Source organism: Caballeronia sp. A2-2 (assembly GCF_057612605.2).
On sequence record NZ_CM172588.1, the window covers coordinates 560691 to 580465 of the forward strand.

A 19775-nucleotide genomic window follows, 5' to 3' on the forward strand; every position below is an offset into this window, starting at 1 on the left:
GCGATGCAAGTCCCTCTGTTGAATGGAACCTACACGGATATCGGTGCAGACTTTCGCACCTCCTATCCGCGCAACCTGATCCCGGTTCTGAAGGACACCGGGATCAGCAAGCTGCTGCTGCGCTCGGCTGAAGGCCTCACGCGTTTTGATGACGGGTCGGTCGCGCTCACCGGTACCGATCGCGGCGGCATCAATTGGCTCGGCACCTGCTATCGCGTGATCGGCACGAACCTTATCTCCATCGATGAGAACGGATTGATCAAGGTGCTCGGCCAGCTTCCGGACGACGGCAAGCCGGTGGCATTGGCGTATGGCTTCAAGAATCAGGGCATCGGGATCGTATCGGCCGGGACGTTCTGGTACTGGACGACAGCGCAGGCTTCGGGCAATACGCTCGGCGTGCCGCAGCTTCAACAGGTGACAGACTCGGACGTCGGCTCGCCAATCGATCTTCTGTGGATGGGCGGCTATTTCGTGCTGTTCGATGACGCTTCCACCTACGTCACTGATCTCGACAATCAGTTCAACATCAACTCGCAAAAATTCGGCTCCGACTCGAACTCAGCCGATCCGCTCAATGGCGGCCTGAAGTTTCGCAACGAGCTCTACGTGTGCAACCGCTACACGATCGCCGTGATGGACAACACGGGCGGCACAGGCTTTCCGTTCACGGAGAACCCGGGCGCGACGATTCAGAAGGGCGTCATCGGGCCACAGGCGAAGTGTCTGACCAGCCAGGGCTTCGCGTTCGTCGGAAGCGCGCAGGATGAAGCACCGAGCGTCTTCCTGTCGGTCGGCTTGGGTATCGCCAACAAGATCGCCACGCGTGAAATCGAGACGATCATGGGCACGTACACCGATGACGTGCTCGCCACCTGCACGCTCGAATATCGCGCCGAGAAGGAACAGCAGTTCATCTATCTGCATCTTCCGGATTACACCTTCGCCTTTGACGTGGCCGGATCTCAGGCCTCAGGCGCAAAGCTCTGGTTCCTGCTCGATTCGAGCAGCGACGGCACAGGCGCATGGCGCGGCTGGCATCCGGTCTACTGCTACGGCAAGTTCATCTTCGGTGACAAGCAGTCCGCGCAGGTCGCTTTTCTCGATGCAACGACGGCCAAGCAGTTCGGCACGCTCGCACGCTGGCAGTTCGATTCCACCTTCGCCTATAACGCGGGCGTCGGTGTTCAGGTCGATGCCATTGAGCTGGTCGGAACATTCGGACGCGTGGCGCTCGGCGACGAGCCGACGATGTCCATGCAGTACTCCAACGATGGTATGGCGTGGAGCGCGCCGCGCTTCATCTCGATGGGCAAGCAGGGCAACACGAAAAAGCGCGCGCAATGGCGGCCGAAGAACTTTTTCCGAAACTTCCGCGCGTTTCGGTTCGCTGGCTATAACGCCGCGCCAGTGTCATTCGCAGCGCTTGAATTCACTGGCGAGAAGCTCGGATGACCACACTCACGCTCAAGACGACGCCTGCCAATCGGAAGGAGCTTGCTGAGTCGTTCGGCCAGAATCAGTCCGCTGTTCGTCGCCTGGAAGCGATGATTCAGGACATCACGGTCACGCTGCCCGATGCGATCGACCAAAATTCCAGCGACTTGTCGCTGGCGCAGCTCGTCGTTCAGACGCCGCTTCCAGTGCAGAACGCTTCGTCTCTGATGCTGGCGCAACTGGCGGTGAGCTCAATGGCGCAGCTGCCTGCACGCAACGAAAGCATCCGCGCGCGCATGGAAGCGGCGGCGTATGTGTCGCCACCGCCTAGCGTCATCAAGCAGTCGTCAGGTGTCTTTCAGGCCGCTCAGCAGACCGGCACATCGCTCACCAGCGGCACCGCCGCGAATGCGGTCAGTCTGCCGCTTCCCGCTGGAACATGGGATATCTCAGGCGTGATCGTGTTCAACTCGGCGTCGTCTACCGTACTGGAACGCATCACAGCAGGCGTGGCGACGGCGTCGGCGACGCTTGGCACGCCTGACACCTATCAGCAGCTTCCGGAGGCGCTGGTGGGCGCGGATCCGTTTAACCTGCTCGCGCCGACGACGCGCATCACTCTGGCGAGCGCGGCGAACGTATTCCTCGTCGCGCAGGCCATCTTCACCACATCAACGCTCACCGCTGACGGGTATATTCAAGCCCGTCCGGTCTAAGGGGATCAGCATGACAACGCAACTCAACTGGGCGCAACTGTGCCAAGCCATTAACGCAGCGGTGGTCGCGCCTGTCTATGGCGCGGTGCCGAACGGTTCGCAGGTGTCGATCACGGCGGCAAGCGCATGGAACCCGGTGGGTGCCGCGGGCAATGCCGTGGTTGATCTTTTCATCGGCACGAGTGCTGCGGATGCAACACACATCGATCGCGTATCGGTGGCGCCGGGATCGTCTCTGTCGTTGGTGAACGCAATCAATCACAAGCTCACGGGTGGCATGTCGATCTTCGCATCGACGAACGGCGCAACACTTACCGTGTCTGGCGCTATCGCTTCCTGATGGATGATTGCGTTTCGCGCATAGATCGCATATCGTTCTGCCAACTGATCAATTAGTCGCTCGCAGCCGCGTACCGAGCGACTTCAAATAGCAGTGACGCGAGTTCGAACTGTGTCGGCGGGTGCCGATGCAGTACTTCCGGCCCGATGGCCGGTGACAAATCGGACTCGCAACACATGCATCCCGCAGAAAACTCCGTCACGCTCTCTCAGCCTGATGCCTCGCGCATGCAGGTGGAAAAGCTCGAACGCGAACTTCAACAGCATCCGCAAGTGGAGTGTCCGGTGTGGCATTTCTTCGCGCCTGGTCTATACGCGCGAAAGATGCTGATTCCGGCCGGCGTTGTTCTCACCGGCGCGGTTCACAAAACCGAACACCTTTGCATCGTCTCCGGTGACATCGAGGTCACCACCGATAGCGGCGTTCGCCGCATCACGGACGCGCACGCCATCCTCAATTCGAAGCCCGGTGCCAAGCGCGCGGGCTATGCGCACATCGACACGTATTGGACCACCGTGCACGCGACGAACGAACGCGATCTCGACAAGCTCGTGAGCGAGCTGACGGAGTCGGAGAACCGCGAGCTGCTCGGCGGTCCGGACAACGTCCAGGCGCGAAACAATAAGCTGGAGCAGTGATATGTCATTCGGACTTTCGGCAGCAGCTATCGGAGGTATCGCGGCGGGCGTCGGCGCAGTCGGCGGTGCCGCGATCAGCGCGTATGGCGCTAACCAAGCCGCTAATACACAAGCGGGCGCGATCAACAACCAGATCGGCGAGCAGAACTACGAATTCAACCAGATTCAAGGCTTGCTCAAGCCCTACGTCGATGCAGGCACGGGCGCGCTCACGAACTATCAGGGAGCTGCGGGCCAGTACGCATCGACGCTGCAGCAGCTGGGCAACCTGACAGGCGCGAACGGATCCGTCGCGCAGAACACGGCGCTGCAAGGTCTGACGTCGAACCCGATGTACACGAACGCGATGCAGCTCGGGCAGCAATCGATCTTGCAGAACGCAAGTGCAACCGGTGGGCTGCGCGGCGGCAACACAATCGCCTCGCTCGGCTATCTGCCTTCGCAAGTGCTCGCGCAAGTTCAGCAGCAACAGATCGGCAACTTGGGCGCTTCCCTGCAGGGTATTCAGGGGCTCGCAGGCCTTTACGGTCAGCTCTACAGCACGGGCGAGAACGCGGCAGCCGGCGTCGGCAATGCAGGCATTCAGACGGGCAACAACATCACGGGGCTGCTAGGTCAGCAGGGCGCGGTGGGCGCGGGCGCGACGCTCGGCACCACGAACGCCATCACGAGCGGCATGAACAACTTCTCGTCCGTGCTCGGCTCGAACGGCGGTCAAGCAGCGCTCGCCGCAATCATGAACGCAGGCGGCACGAGCGGCTTCAATCCCAACTATCAAAGCTCGTACAGCGGCTTCGACGACCCTAGCAACTACGGTTAAGGCCTGAACATGGCAGACATCAACTCAACCCCGCCGTCGCCGGTCAACTACACCGGCTTGCAAATCCAGCCTGATCCGGTCGGCTCGTTCCTGAAGCCGGAGGTGACGCAATCGGGCATCAACTTGCAGAACGCGCAGGCGCAGCAGGCGCAGGCGCAGGCCGGCATGATCGGCGCGCAAACCGCGATGCAGGGCATCCAGATTCAGCGGCAGATCCAGTATCCGCAGATGCTGCAGCAGGCTTTGCAAAATCCGACACCTGCGAACTTCGCAGCGCTGAGCGCGATGTTTCCGGATCAGCATCAGGCGATTTCCAGCGCCTACACCATGTCGCGCCAGCAACAGCAGCAGGACGTCGTCGCGCCGATGGCGCAGGCGTATGTCTCTCTGCTTAACGGTCGGTCCGATCTCGCGCTCGATATCGTCCAGAAGCAGCGAGAAGCGCTCGTGAACTCGGGTGCCAATCCGAATGACCCGCAGTTCCAGCAGAAGCTGCAGCACGCCGACTCGCTCATTCAGCAGATCCAGACCGATCCGAAGGCCGCAGCCGGCCTGATGGGCGCGACGCTGTCGTCTTATATGCCGGCCGATCAGTTCGCTTCGACCTTCTCGGATTACATGAAGCAACCTGCGACGCTTGCGAAGGCGAATGCAGACGCGACCGTGGCTCAAGCGAAAGCTGCGACTGCGCCCGCGCAGGCTGTTGCCGATCTCGGACTCACGCATGCACAGACCCAGAACATCGCAAGCGAGATGCAGAACCGCGCATCGACCTTTAATCTCGATCAGCAAAAATTCCAGACCGAAACGGCGCTCAAGCTGCGCGAGCTGGACTATCAGCAGAACGTGCCGAACATGCGCGGCGACACGGCCAACATCGTGAACAGCGCTGCAATGGATAGCGTCCAGCACGGCATGCAAGCCGATCGCATCGGGCAAGCGATGTCGAACATCGACTCGCTCAAGCAGCAGGGCCGCTGGACGCAGGGCTCACTCGCCGACATGCGCGCGGCCGGTCAGAGCATCGTCGGATCGCAAGACGACTGGAACTCGATGCGCACCGAATACAACGCGCTGCGCAATGGCTCGATCTTCAGCTCCGTGCAGGGCGGTCGCACGACGGACGCCGATCTGAAAGTGCTTCAGCAAGGCTTCCCGTCCGCTAACGCCGGCCCGGACCAGATCGAACAGTTCCTCACCTCGATGCGCAATGTCGAGCTGCGCCAGGCGCGCGCCGACGAAGGGAAAGCGGCATGGGGTTCCGCGTATGGATACATGGGTCCGGCCACGCATGACGCCACGGTCGGCGGCCAGCAAGTCGGCAAAGGCACGTCCTACTCCGCATTCATCAAGAACCGCATCGCGACCCTTTCGACGGCGCCTTCGTCGTTTGACGCGCCGACGGCAGGCCCTGGCGTGCAAACGGGCGGGCAGCAAGGCGGTGCGCCGGCGGCGAACGGCGCGCCCGCGCAGAGCGGCAATGCACTCGCGCGCTATTCCAAATACATGACTTCGGGGCAATGACGCGATGGCTAACGGCTACGACGCGAGCGCGTTTCCTGTCAGCTATAACGATCCGACCTATGCACAGGCGGACCAGGCGGCGTCCGCTGCGATCGGCATCCCTGCGCAATGGCTCAACAACATTCGCACGAAAGGCGAGAAAAGCAACGCCGATCAGATCAGCAGCGCGGGCGCCGCGACGCCGTATCAAATCACGCCGTCCACGCGCAAGGCGATCATCGATCAGACGGGCGTCGATCCCTATCTGAACCCATCGACGGCCGCTTATGGCGCGGCGTATCTGCTCAAGCAATCGCTTGATCGCAACGGCGGCAATCCGGTGCTCGCGACAGCCGAATATCACGGCGGCACCGATCAGTCGAACTGGGGCACCAAGACGATGGCCTATGTGAAGCGCGTGACTGGCGCTTCACCCAACAACTCGGATGCGACGCCTTCGTGGTCGCAGCCTCAAGCGAATGGATTCCAGCTTCAGCCGCCGCCGACCGTGGGCTCCGCGCCAAGCATGGGCGATAGTGGTCCATCGCAGATGCAGCAGGTCTTCAACGCCTATCAGAACGGCAAGATGAGCCCGGACGATGCGAAGGCGTTCGAGCAGGACGTCCAGGCTGGCCGCATCGTGTTGCCTGATGGCATGAAGCTTCAGCCAGCGCAGCAACCGCAAGGGCCGCAGGGCACATCGAACGGGCCGACTGCGCCTCAGCAGCTCGTCGATGCATTCAACGACGGCAAGATGTCGCCGGAGGACGCCAAGCAGTTTCAGAACGATGTGCAGTCCGGAAACATCGGCCTGCCGGAAGGCGCGGCGCTCATCATCGAGCAACCTGGACCGCCAACGGCTGGACACACGGCGGGCGTTGCTGCGCGCGGCTATTTGCAGGGGCTGGCCGATACGGTCGGCGGCGTGGTCGATAAGGCGAAGAACGTCATCGATATGCCGGTCAACGCGCTAAACGCGGCGATGCAGGGCGGCGGGCCGCTGAACGCGATCGATCAGCTGATGGGCACACACCTCGCGCCGCAGACGACTCCAACGTCTGGCCCGACTGTTCCGGGACAGCAACAAGCTCCGCTGGCCGGAGCACCGCAAGCTGCGCCGAACATTCCGAGTATCGGCGAGTCGGCAACAGCGTTGCTTGATCGTGCTGGCGTGCCGACCGCCCAAACCCCCGCCGAGCACATCGTTCAGGCAGGTGCGCAAGGCGCAGGCGCGCTGACGGTGCCGGTGCCCGGCATGGCGCTCAAAGCGATTCCCGGCATGATCGTGGCGGGCGCTGGCGGTGGCGTTGTCGGCGAAGCGGTGCATCAGGCAACAGGCAGCCAGGCGCTTGGCATGGCGGCAAACCTGTTGACGACGGCATTGTCCCCTGCAGCCGCTTCGCGCGTGATGAGCGCGATCACGAAAGAGCTTCCGTCCGCTGCTGCGACTGCAGAGCGCGTCGAGCCGACCATGCAAGCATCCGCTGGTCAAACCAGCACCGCACAAGGGCGTGCCGCTGCCGCGAGCGCAAATCCCGCAGGCTGGAAGGCGGGCACAGAGACTTGGGCGGAGCCTTCGACGCCAACGGCCGCTCCTGGAACTCCCGCGACACCGGCCGCACCCGCTCAGCCGCTAGCCACGCAGCCCAACCCGGGCACGCCTGCAGTGGCAAACCCTGCGGTGGATGCTCTCCAGAAGGAAAAGGCAAGCCTCATCCCGGTGGCAGCCAATGCGCCGCAAAAGGGCGACACCTCGATTCAGGATCAGATCTCGTCTCTCGAAGGGCGGCAATTCGACTCCGTTGCTGATCGCACGCGCGCGCTGCAGGCGCAGGGTATGAAGTTCAGTGACGCGCGCGCTGCGGCTGAAAAACAGATCAGCGGCGAGATGGCCGCTCACCAGAACTCGATCAATCGGTTGCAGGCTCAGCAGGCCGCGCAACAAGACGCCTCGCGCGCCGCGCAGCGCATTCAAGACATCGATCAGCAACTCGGTCAGACGCCGCCCACGGTGCCCGCGCAGCGCAGCGCGATTGCTCAGGCAGCAGAACAGGCAGTAGCCACGCGTCCGCGCGCCGCTGCTACGCCGCCCGCATCGACGCCAATTAGCGATGCTGCCGCTGCGCCGGAGGCCGCGACCGCTGCCGCTGCGCCCGCAGAAAGTGCTGCTACAGCATCACCTGGTGCTACAGCAGCAACCACCGAAGCACAGGCGCAAACCAGCGCCTCGGTCAATCCTTCTGGCTCGCCGCTTTCGAGCGCCGCGCAACAGTTCATGTCGCCGGAAGAACTTGCTGCGCAAACGCGCCGCGCCGTTGGCACGGAAGGCGCACCGTTCGGCCTGGGCAAGAACACCGCACGCGAGACGCTCGCCACGCAGGGCGCGCCGGATGAAGAAACGCTTGCCGCAGCAAAGCGCCTGGGCATCGACGACAACCTGCAACCCGATCACCTGACGTCGAATCAGGCATATCGCGAGCTTGCACAAGCGATCAAGTCCACGCCCGGCAGCCAGGCCCGCGCGAGCGAGATGGAAGGCCTTCAGAACGTCGCGCAGCGCGGCATGAAGGTGATCGACGATGCAGGCGGGACGCGCGATCTGAGCGACCTGTCCTCGCAGGTAAAAAGTCAACTTATGGGCACGCAGCAGCAGCTCGATCAGAAGGCCGAAGGCCTCTATTCCGAGTTGCGCTCGACCGTGCCCGCCAAAACAGCAGCCCCCGCCGATAACGTCCTGAGCTTCATCCAGCAGCGTGCCGATGATCTTGGAAGCCCGAAGAATCTCTCGCCGATGGAGAAGATGATCCAGGCGAAGCTCACGCCTAAGGAAGTGCCGATCACGGTGAACGGGCAGGCGGTGGATCCGGCGTCGATCGGCATGAAGGCGCAGACGCAGGCACCGAATTACGCGCTGCTCGATGACGTGCGGCGCGATATCGGCAACGGCCTGAGGAACTCGGGACCGTTCAAGGATTCGGACACCGGGCTGCTGAAGGCGCTATATGGGCGAATCAGCGAGGATCAGCGCGCAGCGCTCTCGAACATTCCGGGCGCGCTGGAGAAGTTCGACGCGGCGCGCGCCACGGTGCAGATGCGCAAGAGCATCGAAGACGATCTGACTTCGCTTTATGGCAAGCAACTCGGCGACTCAATCGTCGGCAAGCTCGGCACCGCAGTATCAGCGCTTCCGAAAGGCGACGAATCGAAGTTCATCGACCTCATCAAGGCCGTGCCCGCGAGCATGCGCCAACAGGTCACAGCGAGCGGCCTGGCGTATGCGTTCGGCAAAGCCACGCGCAACGGTGAACTGAACTTCAAGACGTATGCGGATTGGATGGACGGGCTCAAGCGCAACTCAGGTGCGTTCAATGCCGTGATGGGTAACCTCCCGGCCGAGACGCGCCAGCAGCTGCTCGATCTCGCGAAAGTCTCGCGCGGCATCTCGAACGCCACGCGCGAGACGATCACAACGGGCCGAATCATGGCCGCGCGCGAAGAACTGAATGCCCGCGTCGATGGCGTCGTTGGCCGCGTCATGAACACCGCGCGCCAAGCTGCTGTTGGTCACGTCGGCACTGCTGTCGCTGCTGGCGCTGCGCACGTTGCCGGACCTATCGGAGCGGGCCTCAGTCACGCGGTCATCAGCGCCCTATCGAAAGGCAAGCCCGACGTTATGAAGGCGGCTGACGAGCTGATCGTGTCGCCCGAATTTCAGGCGCTCGCTAAGAACGGCTCGGCTGCCACTCCTCAGACCGTCAAGGCTGCCGCCAACTCTCCTGTCTTCCGTCGGTTCTACGACATCGCGAAAGCCGCAACCGCAGCGAACGATCCGAACGCCCGCGAGCGCTGGTTGTTGGGCGTCATCACATCCAGCGAAAACGAACACACCATGAACACGAACAAGGTGACCAATAAATGAGCGCCGTCATCACGAACCCGATTGCGATGTGGCTGGACAAGGACGGTCAGGCGCTGCAGCAAGGGCAGATCTATATCGGCCAGCCTAACACCGACCCGACGAGGAATCCGATCAGCGTGTATCAGGACGAAGACCTGTCCATTCCGATGACGCAGCCGATCTTCACGACGGACGGTCTGGCGACGGTCTCCGGATCCCCGCGCCAGATATTTCTTGGACTGACGGATCAGACGTACTCGATCGCGGTGTTCAATCAGTGCGGCGAACTGATCATCTCGATTCCCGAGTGCTCGCCTTCCGCCACGCTGAGCCCGGCGGGTAACGCCATCGTGAATGAATTCGTCAGCGGTGCAGACTTCGTCGGCGGCACCGCGAACAGCATCACGCTTAGCGGCTTTCCAGGTTCTGGCCAGAATCTCTCGCCAATCTACTTCGACGGCGTGCCGCAGTTTTATCCCGAAGATTTCACGCTTAGCGGACGCACCGTCACGTTCACTTCGCCGATCCCGGCGTTCGTCAACATGGTGCGCGCCGCGTGGCGCACGACTGTCTCGATTGGTACGCCTGCTGACGGCACGGTAAGCGACGCCGCAGTCGCCGCGAATGCAGCGATCGACAGCGCAAAGCTCTCATTTCTGCAGAGCGGTGGGAGCGCCACACGGCGAAGCATGCAGGACAAGCTTCGCGAGATCGTGAGCGTAAAGGACTTTGGCGCAAAGGGCGACGGCGTCACAGATGACACTACTGCGATCCAAGCCGCCGCGAGCTATGCGCTGGCGCTCTCAAGTCCATGCAAGATCGTTTTCCCTCCGGGCATCTATTGCTACTCGAACTCGCCTAATTGGGCAGTGCAAGGTATGACCGTGGCCGCACAGGGCTCAGTCGTGCTGCGTTACAAGGGATCAGGCAACGCGGTGATATTGGATGCTGGCGCGGGAGCAGGAACCTTCGTCGAGTTCTGCACGTTCGGCGAGCAATCGAACCCGTTCATCATCGAGGCACCGAAGTCTTCGGGTCACGCGATCTTCGCACGCGGCTTGAATACAGGTTGTGTGCTGAGCGCAGTCGTGCGCGGCGCCGGATTGACGAGCGCCGGCCTGCTCACGAATGCCTGCGTGATTACAACCTTCAACGTCCAAGTCGCGCCTTATTCCTCGGGGTGGTACGACGACGGAACGGGGCCCGCCAAGCCTCAATACGGCATGGTGCTCAACAAGCGTAACGCGGGTGAGCAGACAAGTTATTGCACGTTCATCAATCCGCAAGGAGCGGCCTGTCAGTACGGTATCTACCTTGATTCCACGCTCGGCAACATCCTCTTTGGGGGTGACTGCGAGTTCAACACGACGATCGGCATGGTGCTGACGACGAGTGCTTTCAACAACAAGATCGTCGGCATGGACTTCGAGGAAAACGGCACGCCTGCGGGTGGTGGTGTTGATGTTTCCTGCGCAGGCCAATACAACGAATTCCTTTGCGATACCCAATCTGGTGGCCTTACCGGTGGCTTCCGCTTCGTGGGCGGCTCTGTAGGGAATCGTCTTAAAGGCGGCGTTCACGATCAGGTTGCAATTGATGGAGGTATCGGCAATTACGTGGGCGAGATCGTCTATCAGCGCAGCTTGTCAGGAAACCTTCAGATTATCGATAACGGCACGCAAACTGCATTCGGTCGTAACTGGGCAGCGCAGCAGCAGAAGTGGACGTATGGGCCGTCTGTCGTGAACGCAGTCGTAGTTGGAGCCAGTCCGTTCACTTACATGAATACCACTGGAATGCCGCAGCACGTCTACATCACGGGAGGAACGGTGCAGGCAGCCATCGCATTTCGTGGGGCAACGCAGCTTGGCGTCCATTCGTCAGGATCCTTGCTTGATGCGGGGGATTCGTTGTCGCTGACTTACAGCGTCTTGCCTACTGTTGTGACGGCGACGCTCCAATAACGAGAGAGCTAAGTCGCAAAAAAGAAAGAGGCCAGGGCGGGGCAAGGATGGAAAAGAACATGGTTACGGATGGATCAATTCAAGTGCTCGTCGAACGGCTAAACACCGTTATCGACGATATCAAGGAGGTGAAGGGAAAGGTCGATTCGATCCATGTTGTCACGACTCGACTTGCTGCACTTGAGAAGGACGTGGCGTCTGCAGATCGAAAAGCAGAAGTCGCATTGAGCAAAACGGATCGCATTGACGAGTCCATCACGAAGCTTCGCGATGAAGAACTCACGCCGATCAAGACGGAGATCGGGGGAAATCGCAAAGCGTGGCGTTGGGTCATGTCGATCACCGGCGCGCTATTCGCCGCGGCTGGCGCGCTTTATTCGCAATGGCATCCGTGGCAGGACGACATCGGACGCGCGAAGGCTGCGCGCGATGCCGAGCTCAAGCAGTACTCGCAGGACGTCGGCAAGGAGTTGCAACGCGACGACAACCGCTTGAGCGTTCTGGAGTTTCGTGTTGGGTCGCTGGAAAGCGACACAAAAACCAAGGGAGGTAAGTGATATGACGCTCGGAACCATTCTTCTCGTCGTGTTGATCATTCTGCTCATCGGCGGCGTGCCCGCATGGCCGTATAGCCGTGGCTGGGGTTATGGACCATCGGGCTTTCTCGGTATCGTCCTCATCGTCGTGATCGTTCTCTTGCTGATGGGGCGACTGTGAACTCGACATACGATCTTGCGGCGCTTGAGTCTGAGCTGACGCGCGACGAAAACAACGTCCCGTCGGCTTATCAGGACAGCCTTGGATATTGGACGATCGGCATCGGGCATCTGATCGACAAACGCAAGGGCGGCAAGCTTCAGCCGCAAGTGATCGATCTGATCTTCCAGCTCGACATTCAGGCAGTCGAAACCGACCTCGATCGCAACGTGCCGTGGTGGCGCAATCTCTCGCCCGTTCGTCAACGCGTGCTGCTCAACATGTGCTTCAACATGGGCATCACCACACTGCTCACGTTCAAGAACACGTTGGCTGCGATGCAGAACGGATCGTATGCAGCAGCTGCGGCCGGCATGCTCGCGTCGCGATGGGCGACGCAGGTCGGCGAGCGTGCCGATCGCCTGGCCGAGATGATGCGCACGGGGGTGGCACAGTGAATTGGTCAGATATCGCAAAGGACGTCGGCAAGGCTGCGCCGATTGTTGGAACGATCCTCGGAGGCCCGCTTGGCGGCGCTGTTGGCACGCTCGTTTCTACCGCGCTCGGCGTGGACAACTCGCCGGATGCGGTCAGCGCCGCGCTTGCTGCCGACCCTGCGGCGTACGAGAAGCTGAGGGAAGCCGAGATCAATGCGAAGGTGCAGCTGCAGCAGATGCTCGTTCAACAGGAGAACAACCGGCTCACGTTCGCGCTACAAGATTTCCAGAACGAAGCGGCCGATCGCGACTCGGCGCGCAAGCTTGCAATGGCGCAACCGAGTGATCACACACGGCAGTACATCACTTATTCGATGATTGCCTTCGTCGTGCTGGTTGTGATCGCGATGTTTACGCCAGTCGGCGTCATGCTCCTGAAGGATTCGGTCGCTTGCCTCGCCATCGGCAACGTGACCGGCTATCTATTCAACGAGCTCAAGCAGATCTTGGCGTTTTGGTTCGGCGCGACTCGCGACAACTCAAGTCAGCAGGCTGCTATCACGGCATTCGCGGTGTCACCAGGCAGTGTGACTGCCGCGCCTCAGCAAACTACAACCACTGTTCGAACCCAGACCGATCCGCCTCAAACCGTGACTGTCGCACCTACTTCGCAGAACACCCCCTATCAAGGCTCTTGAACATGAAACGACTCTTTGCCATCGCGCTTCTTGCGCTCACGTCCGTCGCGTTCGGCGCGACGACTGTGCCGGTCCCGCTGCTTAATCCTGCCGGATCGACGTCCGGACAGACCATCATTTCAGGAGGGCCGTCAGCAACGCCGGCATGGGGAAACATCTCCTTCTCGTCGATTACCGGCGTTGTGCCGATCGCGAACGGCGGGACTGGATCGACGAGCGCGTCAGCGGCGCGCACCGCGCTCGGCCTTGGTACGGCGGCCACGGCCAATACCGGCACGACTGGTGCCAGCGTGCCGCTTCTCAACGCGGCAAACACTTGGTCCCTTGCGCAGACATTCAGCGGTGCGACCTTCACTGGCCTGAGCGGTGTCAGCTACCCGACTGCAATCTTCTACGTGGACGATTCGACAGGCGCAGGAACAGCGATCTATCAAATTCGCAAGAGTGGCGCGACGGTTTGGTCTGCCTACAATGCTTCTTCGACCAATCAGTTTGCGATCGGCCGGTACGTGTCCGGAACGTTCACGGATAACCCGATCACGATCTCAAACTCGACGGGTGTTGTCACGATGTCGGACGGCATTGTGGGAACGCCGATCGGCGCCACGTCGCCTAGCTCTGGCTCGTTCACGACGCTCGCAGCATCGGGATCGATTACGCCGAGCCAGACCGCCGGTATTGTCGGAACGACCACCAATAACACTGCGAGTGCCGGAAGCGTCGGCGAGTACGTGTGCGCCCAGGTGACGAATGGTGGCTCACCAACGGGGTGCGCCACGAACACAGGCACGCCAGTCACTCTCACCACTGCGACCGCCGCGAACATCACTTCGGTTTCGCTGACGGCAGGGGATTGGAATGTGTGCGGATCAATAGGCTTCGCGCCGGCCGGAACGACCACGACAACGCAGCAGGCGGGGGGTATCAATACGACGTCGGCAGCATTACCGACGTCACCGGGAGGCGGCTCTTATTTCTTTTCCGCGACGAACGCGTCAGCGGGCGTAGCAACCAATACCTATTCGGTCGGCTGCTCGCGGCAACTGCTCGCGTCAACAACCACGGTCTTTCTGGTGGCTTACGCTTCCTTCGCTACTTCTACTCAGACGGCATACGGGTTTCTGTGGGCTCAGCGTCGTCGCTGATCACCAGATGTAGAGATCGTCTTCAGCTTTATCCCAATATCCTCGTCGCCACGACCACCATTGAACGGTCCACCGGCGATGAGGATTTTTTCTGATCCCAAGTCCAGACGCCTCGTACCCTGCCTGATAAAAGATTGGGTTGATCTCGATCGAGCGGGTTAGCAGTTTCCAAGTGAAGGAAAGCATTGTTGCTCCGATTTGATTGAAGCGGATTTTACTACGAGCCGAAATGACGGCCTGCCACGTTATGTTTTTGGAAAAATCTTGGTTCAGTCTGTTTCTAATATGCAGCCAATGAAAGCCCGCAAAGCCGCGCCAGAGCTTGCATAAAAATCACGCACAATATTAGAAACAGCACCGCTTAAAGCCTTGCCAGATAAGGGTGCAGACCGATTTTTCATTTTTGAGCGGCACGCAATTCCGCCTCGCGCAGTTGTTCTTCTCGAACATCGGCCGCGTGCTGTCGCGTGACCATATCTTCGCGATGGTCTGGGGCCGCGAATTCCGCGAAACCACGCGCACCATCGACAGCCACGTGTCGCGTCTGCGTCTGGCGCTCGAGATCGAACCGGAAAATCACTTCCGTCTGCAACCGGTCTACAAGAGCGGTTATCGCCTGCTTCATCTTTACGATGGTCAGGAAGATATCGAGGAAGGCGAGGGCGCGCAGATCGCGGCCTAAACGCTAAACCGCTGAACGAAAAAATGCCGTCATCGCGACGGCATTTTTTTTCGCCCCAACTTTAGAAACTCGGCAACTCCGGCCTCGTTTCGATGCTTCGGCGAATCAGCGCCTCCACTTCGCGACGCTCCTCGCCCGCCAGCGGCAGACGCGGCGGACGCACCGGCTCCGTTCCCAGCCCGACGATCGCTTCGGCGAGCTTGATGTTCTGCACCAACTTATGCGAGACATCGAGCGCGAGCATCGGCGCGAACCAGCGGTAGATGGCGCGTGCTTCTTCCACGCGTCCGGCGCGGATCAGCTTGGAAATCGCCACGGTCTCGCGCGGGAACGCGCACACCAGACCCGCCACCCAGCCGTGCGCGCCCATCAATATGGCTTCCATCGCGAGATTGTCGACGCCGCAGAACAGCGCATAACGGTCGCCGACTTCGTTGATGAGATCGGTGATGCGCCGCACGTCGCCGCTCGATTCCTTGATCGCCACGAACTTCCGGTCCTCGGCAAGTTCGGCGAACATCGCAGGCGTCATGTCCACGCCATAGGCGAGCGGATTGTTGTACACCATGATCGGCAGCGGACTGGCGTCAGCGACCATGCGGAAATGGTTGAGCGTCTCACGGCGATCCGACAGATAACGCAGCCCCGGCAGCACCATGTAACCCGCCGCACCGTGGCTCGCGGCGCGCGTGGCCTGACGGCAACCGTCGAGCGTGCTGTTTTCCGCGATGGTCAACAGCACCGGCACGCGTCCGCGCGATGCATCCACCGCGATATCCAGCACCTCGAGCTTTTCATCGAGCGACAGCGTGGAGGCCTCGCCGAGCGAACCGCACACGATGATGCCGTCCACGCCCGCCTCGATCTGCGCGTCGATATTCCTCGCGGTCCACGCGCGGTCTATGCTGAAATCGGCGTTGAACTTGGTGGTGACGGCGGGCATCACGCCTTCCCAGATATGCGCCACGGCGGCTCTCCGAAAGTGATTGAAAGACACGCAGTGTAAGCACCGAAAAATTGGGCGTCTTGCGTGAATCGCGCGCGACGCGTGCCGATTTCGGCATAGCGTATCCGCGCTCGGGGAAGGCAGAACCGTGCGCTGTGAATTGTGCCGATTTCGTCATCGAAACTGCCTAGCTGCGCCAAGACGCCCGCCATGCGCATTTCTACGATAGACGGCATGAAAACCATCGAATTCATCGACTCGCACACGGGCGGCGAACCCACGCGTCTGGTGACGGCGGGCGCGCCCGATCTCGGAAGCGGCACGCTGGCGCAACGGCTCGACGTGTTCCGCGCGAAGTTCGACGACTCGCGGCGCGCGATCGTGACAGAGCCGCGCGGCTCGGATGTCGTCGTGGGCGCGCTGCTGTGTGCGCCGGACGATCCCAACGCGACCGCGGGCGTCATCTTCTTCAACAACGTCGGCTATCTCGGCATGTGCGGCCACGGCACCATCGGGCTGGTGGCGTCGCTGGCGCATGCGGGCAGGATCGCGCCGGGGCGGCACAGGATCGACACGCCGGTCGGTCCCGTCGATGCCACGCTCAACGCCAATGGCAGCGTCAGCGTGCGCAACGTGCCCGCGTACCGCCATTTGCGCGCGGTGACAGTCGATGTGCCGGGCCACGGACCGCTCACCGGCGATGTCGCGTGGGGCGGCAACTGGTTCTTCCTCGTCGCGGAGCATGGCCGCGAACTCGCGCCCGCGCACATCGCCGAGCTGACCGCGTTCACCGAAGCGATCCGCGATGCGCTCGACGCCCAAGGCATCACCGGCGCGGATGGCGCGTTCATCGACCATATCGAACTGTTCGCGGATTCGCCCGTGGCCGGCATCGACAGCCGCAACTTCGTGTTGTGTCCCGGCAGCGCCTACGACCGCTCGCCGTGCGGCACCGGCACCAGCGCGAAACTTGCCTGCCTCGCGGCGGACGGCGTGCTCGCGGCGGGCGCGGTGTGGCGGCAGGAAAGCATCATCGGCAGCGTGTTCGAAGGATGCTACGAAATGCAGGGCGATGCGCTCGTGCCGACCATCACCGGTTTCGCGCACGTCATGGCGGAAGGTCGCCTCGTCTTCGATCCGCGCGATCCTTTCGCGCGCGGCATCCCGCTTGCCGGAGCGGCATGAACGCGGATGTAATCGTCGTTGGCGCGGGTATCGTCGGGGCGGCGTGCGCGGCGGAACTGGCGGCGCGCGGGCTGACCGTGGACGTGCTGGATGCGCGGGGCATCGGCGGCGGCGCGACGGCGGCGGGCATGGGGCATATCGTCGTGATGAACGACTCGGCGGCGGAATTCGCGCTGTCGCGGGCATCGCGCGCGGCGTGGCTCGAACTCGCGCCGCAACTGCGTCCGCGCGATGCGTTCTCGCGCTGCGGCACGCTGTGGGTTGCATCGGACGAAGAAGAACTCGACGCCGCGCGCGCCATGCGCGATAGCTATGAGGCGGGCGGCGTGCGCGCGCATCTCATCGATCAGGCGATGCTGCGAGAACTGGAGCCATCGCTCAGTCACGCGATGCTGGGCGGCTTGCTGATCGACGACGATTGCATCGTGTACGCGCCGTGTGCGGCGCAATGGCTGCTGACGTGTTCGCCGGGTGCATCGCGCATTTGCGTGAGGACGGATTGCGCGGTGACGGCGCTCGAAGCGGCGAGCGTCGTGCTTGCGGATGGCACGCGGCGCGAGGCGGCGCATATCGTCGTGGCGAACGGTCTGGCGGCGCGCGATCTGATCGACGGCTTGCCGCTCGAAGCCAAGAAAGGTCATTTGCTGATTACCGACCGTTATCCGGGCATGCTGCGGCATCAAGTGGCGGAACTCGGCTATATCAAAAGCGCTCATCACGCGCGCGGCACGTCGGTCGCGTTCAATGCGCAGCCGCGTCCGACCGGTCAGGTGTTGATCGGTTCGTCGCGGCAATTCAACACGGAAGATCCCGCAGTCGAAACGAACGTGCTTTCCGCGATGCTCGCGCGCGCCGCCCGCTATCTTCCCGGCATCGGCGCGCTCAACGCGATTCGCGCGTGGACCGGCCTGCGCGCCGCCACATGCGACGGCCTGCCGCTGATCGGCCCGGCGCGGCATCCCGAAGATCGCGTGTGGCTTGCGGCCGGTCATGAAGGGCTCGGCGTGACGACTTCGCTCGGCACGGCGCAATTGCTGGCCGCGTCGATGCTCGGCGAACCAGTGCCTTCGGGTTTGCCGGATGTCTCGGCGTTCTCGCCGCTGCGGTTTGCTTCGGAAGCGGAGCGTGTCGATGGCTGAGGTCGTCAACGTCACGATCAATGGCGAGCGTTTAACGGTGCCCACATTCACCACCGTCGCCGCCGCGCTCGCGATGCACGGCGTCATCGCCACTCGCCGTTCGGTCGGCGGCATGCCGCGCGCCGCGCTTTGCGGCATGGGCGTGTGCCACGAATGCCGCGTGAGCGTCGATGGCCGCGCGCATGTGCTCGGCTGCCAGACGCTCTGCCGCGATGGCCTCAACATCGAAACCGCGCGATGAATGCAGAACGGTTCGATGTGGCCATCGTTGGCGCGGGACCGGCGGGACTGACGGCGGCGCGCGTGACCGCGCAGGCGGGCGCGCGCACGGTCATCGTCGATGACAATCCGCGTTCGGGCGGTCAGGTCTGGCGGCAAGGACCAGCGACCGAACGCGCGGCTGAAGTACGCGATTGGGAAGCCGACACTCGAACCCGCGCCAATCTCGTCGTCATGAACGCGGCCAAGGTCGCGAGCGCGGGCGGCGGGCGTCTGTTGATCGAGCGCGAGGGCAAGCCGTTGTCCGTCGCTTTTTCGAAGCTGATTCTCGCCACGGGCGCGCGCGAACGCCTGCTTCCCTTCGATGGCTGGACGTTGCCGGGCGTCACCGGCGCGGGCGGTTTGCAGGCGCTTATCAAGGGCGGCATGCCGGTGCGTGACGAACGCATCGTGATCGCGGGGAGCGGGCCGTTGCTGCTCGCCGCCGCCGATACGGCGCGTCGTCACGGCGCGCGCGTGGTCGCGGTGATCGAACAGGCGCCGTTTGCGCGGGTCGCGGGCTTCGTGGCGTCGTTGTCCATGACGCCGGGCAAGTTCGCGCAGGCAATCGCGCTAGGTGCGGCCGTGGCGCGCGTTTATCGCACGGGAAGTATCGTGACGAAGGCTCACGGCACGGCGCGCGTGGAGGCCGTGAGCGTCAAGAATGGCGCGACGGAGCGGATCATCGAGACGGATCGTATTGCGTGCGGCTACGGACTGGTGCCGAACACGACGCTCGCGCTCGCCTTGGGTTGCGCGACGGACGAACACGGCGCGATTCGCATCGACGATATCCAGCGCACTTCGCTCGACGACATCTTCGCGGCGGGCGAGTGCACCGGCATCGGCGGAATGGAGCGCGCGCGCGTGGAAGGCGCGATTGCCGGACACGCGGCGCTCGATGTTCGGCCCAATGAAAACCTGCTGCAAGAACGTTCCCGCTGGCGCGCGTTTGCAAAACGCGTGGAGCAAGCCTTCGACCTAACCGAAGCCGCGCAACGAATCCCCGATCCACACACCATCCTCTGCCGCTGCGAAGACGTGACGATCGGCGAAGCCGCGCAACACGCACACTGGCGCGACGCGAAACTGCTCACGCGATGCGGCATGGGCCCGTGCCAGGGCCGCATCTGCGGCGAGGCGTCGGCGCTGTACTTCGGCTGGCCGCGCGCGATGCCGCGTCCGCCGTTCGCGCCGGTGCGCATCGACACGCTCATGGCGGATACCGCGAATATTGATGCCGGGGAAGCGCACCTATAATGCGGTTCATCCG

The 19775-nt window shown here is 62.2% G+C and carries 18 protein-coding genes and 1 pseudogene; 18 read left to right on the plus strand and 1 reads right to left on the minus strand.

All coding sequences use genetic code 11. The features are described 5' to 3' along the window. Window positions 1–3 precede the first annotated feature (3 nt). The 14 genes and pseudogenes from ACZCWR_RS18870 to ACZCWR_RS18935 form a co-directional block, all read left to right on the plus strand. The gene (locus tag ACZCWR_RS18870) at window positions 4–1455 is read left to right on the plus strand and encodes a packaged DNA stabilization protein (protein ID WP_487304506.1); all 1452 of its coding nucleotides are present in this window, start codon (window positions 4–6) and stop codon (window positions 1453–1455) included. Then, window positions 1452–2153 carry a hypothetical protein gene (locus ACZCWR_RS18875; RefSeq protein WP_487304507.1) on the plus strand — a complete coding sequence of 234 codons (702 nt, stop codon included), beginning with the start codon at window positions 1452–1454 and terminating at the stop codon, window positions 2151–2153. Before ACZCWR_RS18870 ends, ACZCWR_RS18875 begins: the two co-directional genes overlap by 4 nt. 10 nt (window positions 2154–2163) lie before the next feature. Then, complete coding sequence (locus ACZCWR_RS18880; protein ID WP_487304508.1) at window positions 2164–2493, plus strand: hypothetical protein; 330 nt, start codon at window positions 2164–2166, stop codon at window positions 2491–2493. Window positions 2494–2669: 176 nt separating this feature from the next. Next, window positions 2670–3131: a hypothetical protein gene (locus ACZCWR_RS18885; protein WP_487304509.1), complete on the plus strand. Its 462-nt coding sequence runs from the start codon at window positions 2670–2672 to the stop codon at window positions 3129–3131. A gap of 1 nt (window position 3132) precedes the next feature. Then, a complete protein-coding gene (locus ACZCWR_RS18890) occupies window positions 3133–3951 on the plus strand; it encodes a hypothetical protein (protein WP_487304510.1) in 819 nt (272 codons plus the stop codon). Window positions 3952–3960: 9 nt separating this feature from the next. Continuing rightward, a complete protein-coding gene (locus ACZCWR_RS18895; protein ID WP_487304511.1) occupies window positions 3961–5475 on the plus strand; it encodes a hypothetical protein in 1515 nt (504 codons plus the stop codon). 4 nt (window positions 5476–5479) lie between these two features. Next, entirely contained in the window at window positions 5480–9373 is a 3894-nt protein-coding gene (locus ACZCWR_RS18900) for a lysozyme family protein (protein ID WP_487304512.1), read from the plus strand. Then, entirely contained in the window at window positions 9370–11316 is a 1947-nt protein-coding gene (locus tag ACZCWR_RS18905) for a phage tailspike protein (RefSeq protein WP_487304513.1), read from the plus strand. Before ACZCWR_RS18900 ends, ACZCWR_RS18905 begins: the two co-directional genes overlap by 4 nt. A gap of 47 nt (window positions 11317–11363) precedes the next feature. Beyond that, window positions 11364–11873 (plus strand): hypothetical protein, encoded by a 510-nt coding sequence (locus tag ACZCWR_RS18910; protein WP_487304514.1) that lies wholly within the window; start codon window positions 11364–11366, stop codon window positions 11871–11873. A 1-nt stretch (window position 11874) separates the two neighbouring features. Continuing rightward, window positions 11875–12033, plus strand: coding sequence for a DUF3309 family protein (locus tag ACZCWR_RS18915; RefSeq protein ID WP_487304515.1), 159 nt, complete (start codon window positions 11875–11877; stop codon window positions 12031–12033). Next, window positions 12030–12470 carry a glycoside hydrolase family protein gene (locus ACZCWR_RS18920; RefSeq protein WP_487304516.1) on the plus strand — a complete coding sequence of 147 codons (441 nt, stop codon included), beginning with the start codon at window positions 12030–12032 and terminating at the stop codon, window positions 12468–12470. The genes ACZCWR_RS18915 and ACZCWR_RS18920 overlap by 4 nt, the downstream gene beginning before the upstream one ends. Then, entirely contained in the window at window positions 12467–13147 is a 681-nt protein-coding gene (locus tag ACZCWR_RS18925; RefSeq protein ID WP_487304517.1) for a hypothetical protein, read from the plus strand. The genes ACZCWR_RS18920 and ACZCWR_RS18925 overlap by 4 nt, the downstream gene beginning before the upstream one ends. Before the next feature lie 2 nt (window positions 13148–13149). Next, window positions 13150–14292 (plus strand): hypothetical protein, encoded by a 1143-nt coding sequence (locus ACZCWR_RS18930; protein WP_487304518.1) that lies wholly within the window; start codon window positions 13150–13152, stop codon window positions 14290–14292. A 403-nt stretch (window positions 14293–14695) separates the two neighbouring features. Further along, a pseudogene (locus ACZCWR_RS18935) lies at window positions 14696–14974 on the plus strand (winged helix-turn-helix domain-containing protein); the annotation flags it as partial. A gap of 61 nt (window positions 14975–15035) precedes the next feature. Here the strand turns inward: ACZCWR_RS18935 and ACZCWR_RS18940 are convergent. Next, window positions 15036–15941: a dihydrodipicolinate synthase family protein gene (locus tag ACZCWR_RS18940; RefSeq protein ID WP_487304519.1), complete on the minus strand. Its 906-nt coding sequence runs from the start codon at window positions 15939–15941 to the stop codon at window positions 15036–15038. Window positions 15942–16145: 204 nt separating this feature from the next. On the opposite strand from ACZCWR_RS18940, the gene ACZCWR_RS18945 reads away from it, so the two are divergent. From ACZCWR_RS18945 to ACZCWR_RS18960, 4 genes are read left to right on the plus strand one after another with little or no spacing between them, the layout of a single operon-like run. Then, window positions 16146–17105, plus strand: a complete 960-nt coding sequence (locus ACZCWR_RS18945; protein WP_487304745.1) for a 4-hydroxyproline epimerase — start codon at window positions 16146–16148, stop codon at window positions 17103–17105. Further along, window positions 17102–18244 (plus strand): NAD(P)/FAD-dependent oxidoreductase, encoded by a 1143-nt coding sequence (locus ACZCWR_RS18950; protein WP_487304520.1) that lies wholly within the window; start codon window positions 17102–17104, stop codon window positions 18242–18244. Before ACZCWR_RS18945 ends, ACZCWR_RS18950 begins: the two co-directional genes overlap by 4 nt. Further along, entirely contained in the window at window positions 18237–18485 is a 249-nt protein-coding gene (locus ACZCWR_RS18955; RefSeq protein WP_487304521.1) for a (2Fe-2S)-binding protein, read from the plus strand. The genes ACZCWR_RS18950 and ACZCWR_RS18955 overlap by 8 nt, the downstream gene beginning before the upstream one ends. Then, window positions 18482–19762 carry an FAD-dependent oxidoreductase gene (locus ACZCWR_RS18960; RefSeq protein ID WP_487304522.1) on the plus strand — a complete coding sequence of 427 codons (1281 nt, stop codon included), beginning with the start codon at window positions 18482–18484 and terminating at the stop codon, window positions 19760–19762. The genes ACZCWR_RS18955 and ACZCWR_RS18960 overlap by 4 nt, the downstream gene beginning before the upstream one ends. Window positions 19763–19775: the final 13 nt, after the last annotated feature.

Bases quoted from the DNA above. Each gene is read 5' to 3' on its own strand.
- ACZCWR_RS18880 (WP_487304508.1), top strand. From the start codon at position 2,164: ATGACAACGCAACTCAACTGGGCGCAACTGTGCCAAGCCATTAACGCA.
- ACZCWR_RS18870 (WP_487304506.1), top strand. From the start codon at position 4: ATGCAAGTCCCTCTGTTGAATGGAACCTACACGGATATCGGTGCAGAC.
- ACZCWR_RS18930 (WP_487304518.1), top strand. From the start codon at position 13,150: ATGAAACGACTCTTTGCCATCGCGCTTCTTGCGCTCACGTCCGTCGCG.
- ACZCWR_RS18905 (WP_487304513.1), top strand. From the start codon at position 9,370: ATGAGCGCCGTCATCACGAACCCGATTGCGATGTGGCTGGACAAGGAC.
- ACZCWR_RS18910 (WP_487304514.1), top strand. From the start codon at position 11,364: ATGGAAAAGAACATGGTTACGGATGGATCAATTCAAGTGCTCGTCGAA.
- ACZCWR_RS18895 (WP_487304511.1), top strand. From the start codon at position 3,961: ATGGCAGACATCAACTCAACCCCGCCGTCGCCGGTCAACTACACCGGC.
- ACZCWR_RS18955 (WP_487304521.1), top strand. From the start codon at position 18,237: ATGGCTGAGGTCGTCAACGTCACGATCAATGGCGAGCGTTTAACGGTG.
- ACZCWR_RS18960 (WP_487304522.1), top strand. From the start codon at position 18,482: ATGAATGCAGAACGGTTCGATGTGGCCATCGTTGGCGCGGGACCGGCG.
- ACZCWR_RS18950 (WP_487304520.1), top strand. From the start codon at position 17,102: ATGAACGCGGATGTAATCGTCGTTGGCGCGGGTATCGTCGGGGCGGCG.
- ACZCWR_RS18915 (WP_487304515.1), top strand. From the start codon at position 11,875: ATGACGCTCGGAACCATTCTTCTCGTCGTGTTGATCATTCTGCTCATC.
- ACZCWR_RS18885 (WP_487304509.1), top strand. From the start codon at position 2,670: ATGCATCCCGCAGAAAACTCCGTCACGCTCTCTCAGCCTGATGCCTCG.
- ACZCWR_RS18875 (WP_487304507.1), top strand. From the start codon at position 1,452: ATGACCACACTCACGCTCAAGACGACGCCTGCCAATCGGAAGGAGCTT.
- ACZCWR_RS18900 (WP_487304512.1), top strand. From the start codon at position 5,480: ATGGCTAACGGCTACGACGCGAGCGCGTTTCCTGTCAGCTATAACGAT.
- ACZCWR_RS18890 (WP_487304510.1), top strand. From the start codon at position 3,133: ATGTCATTCGGACTTTCGGCAGCAGCTATCGGAGGTATCGCGGCGGGC.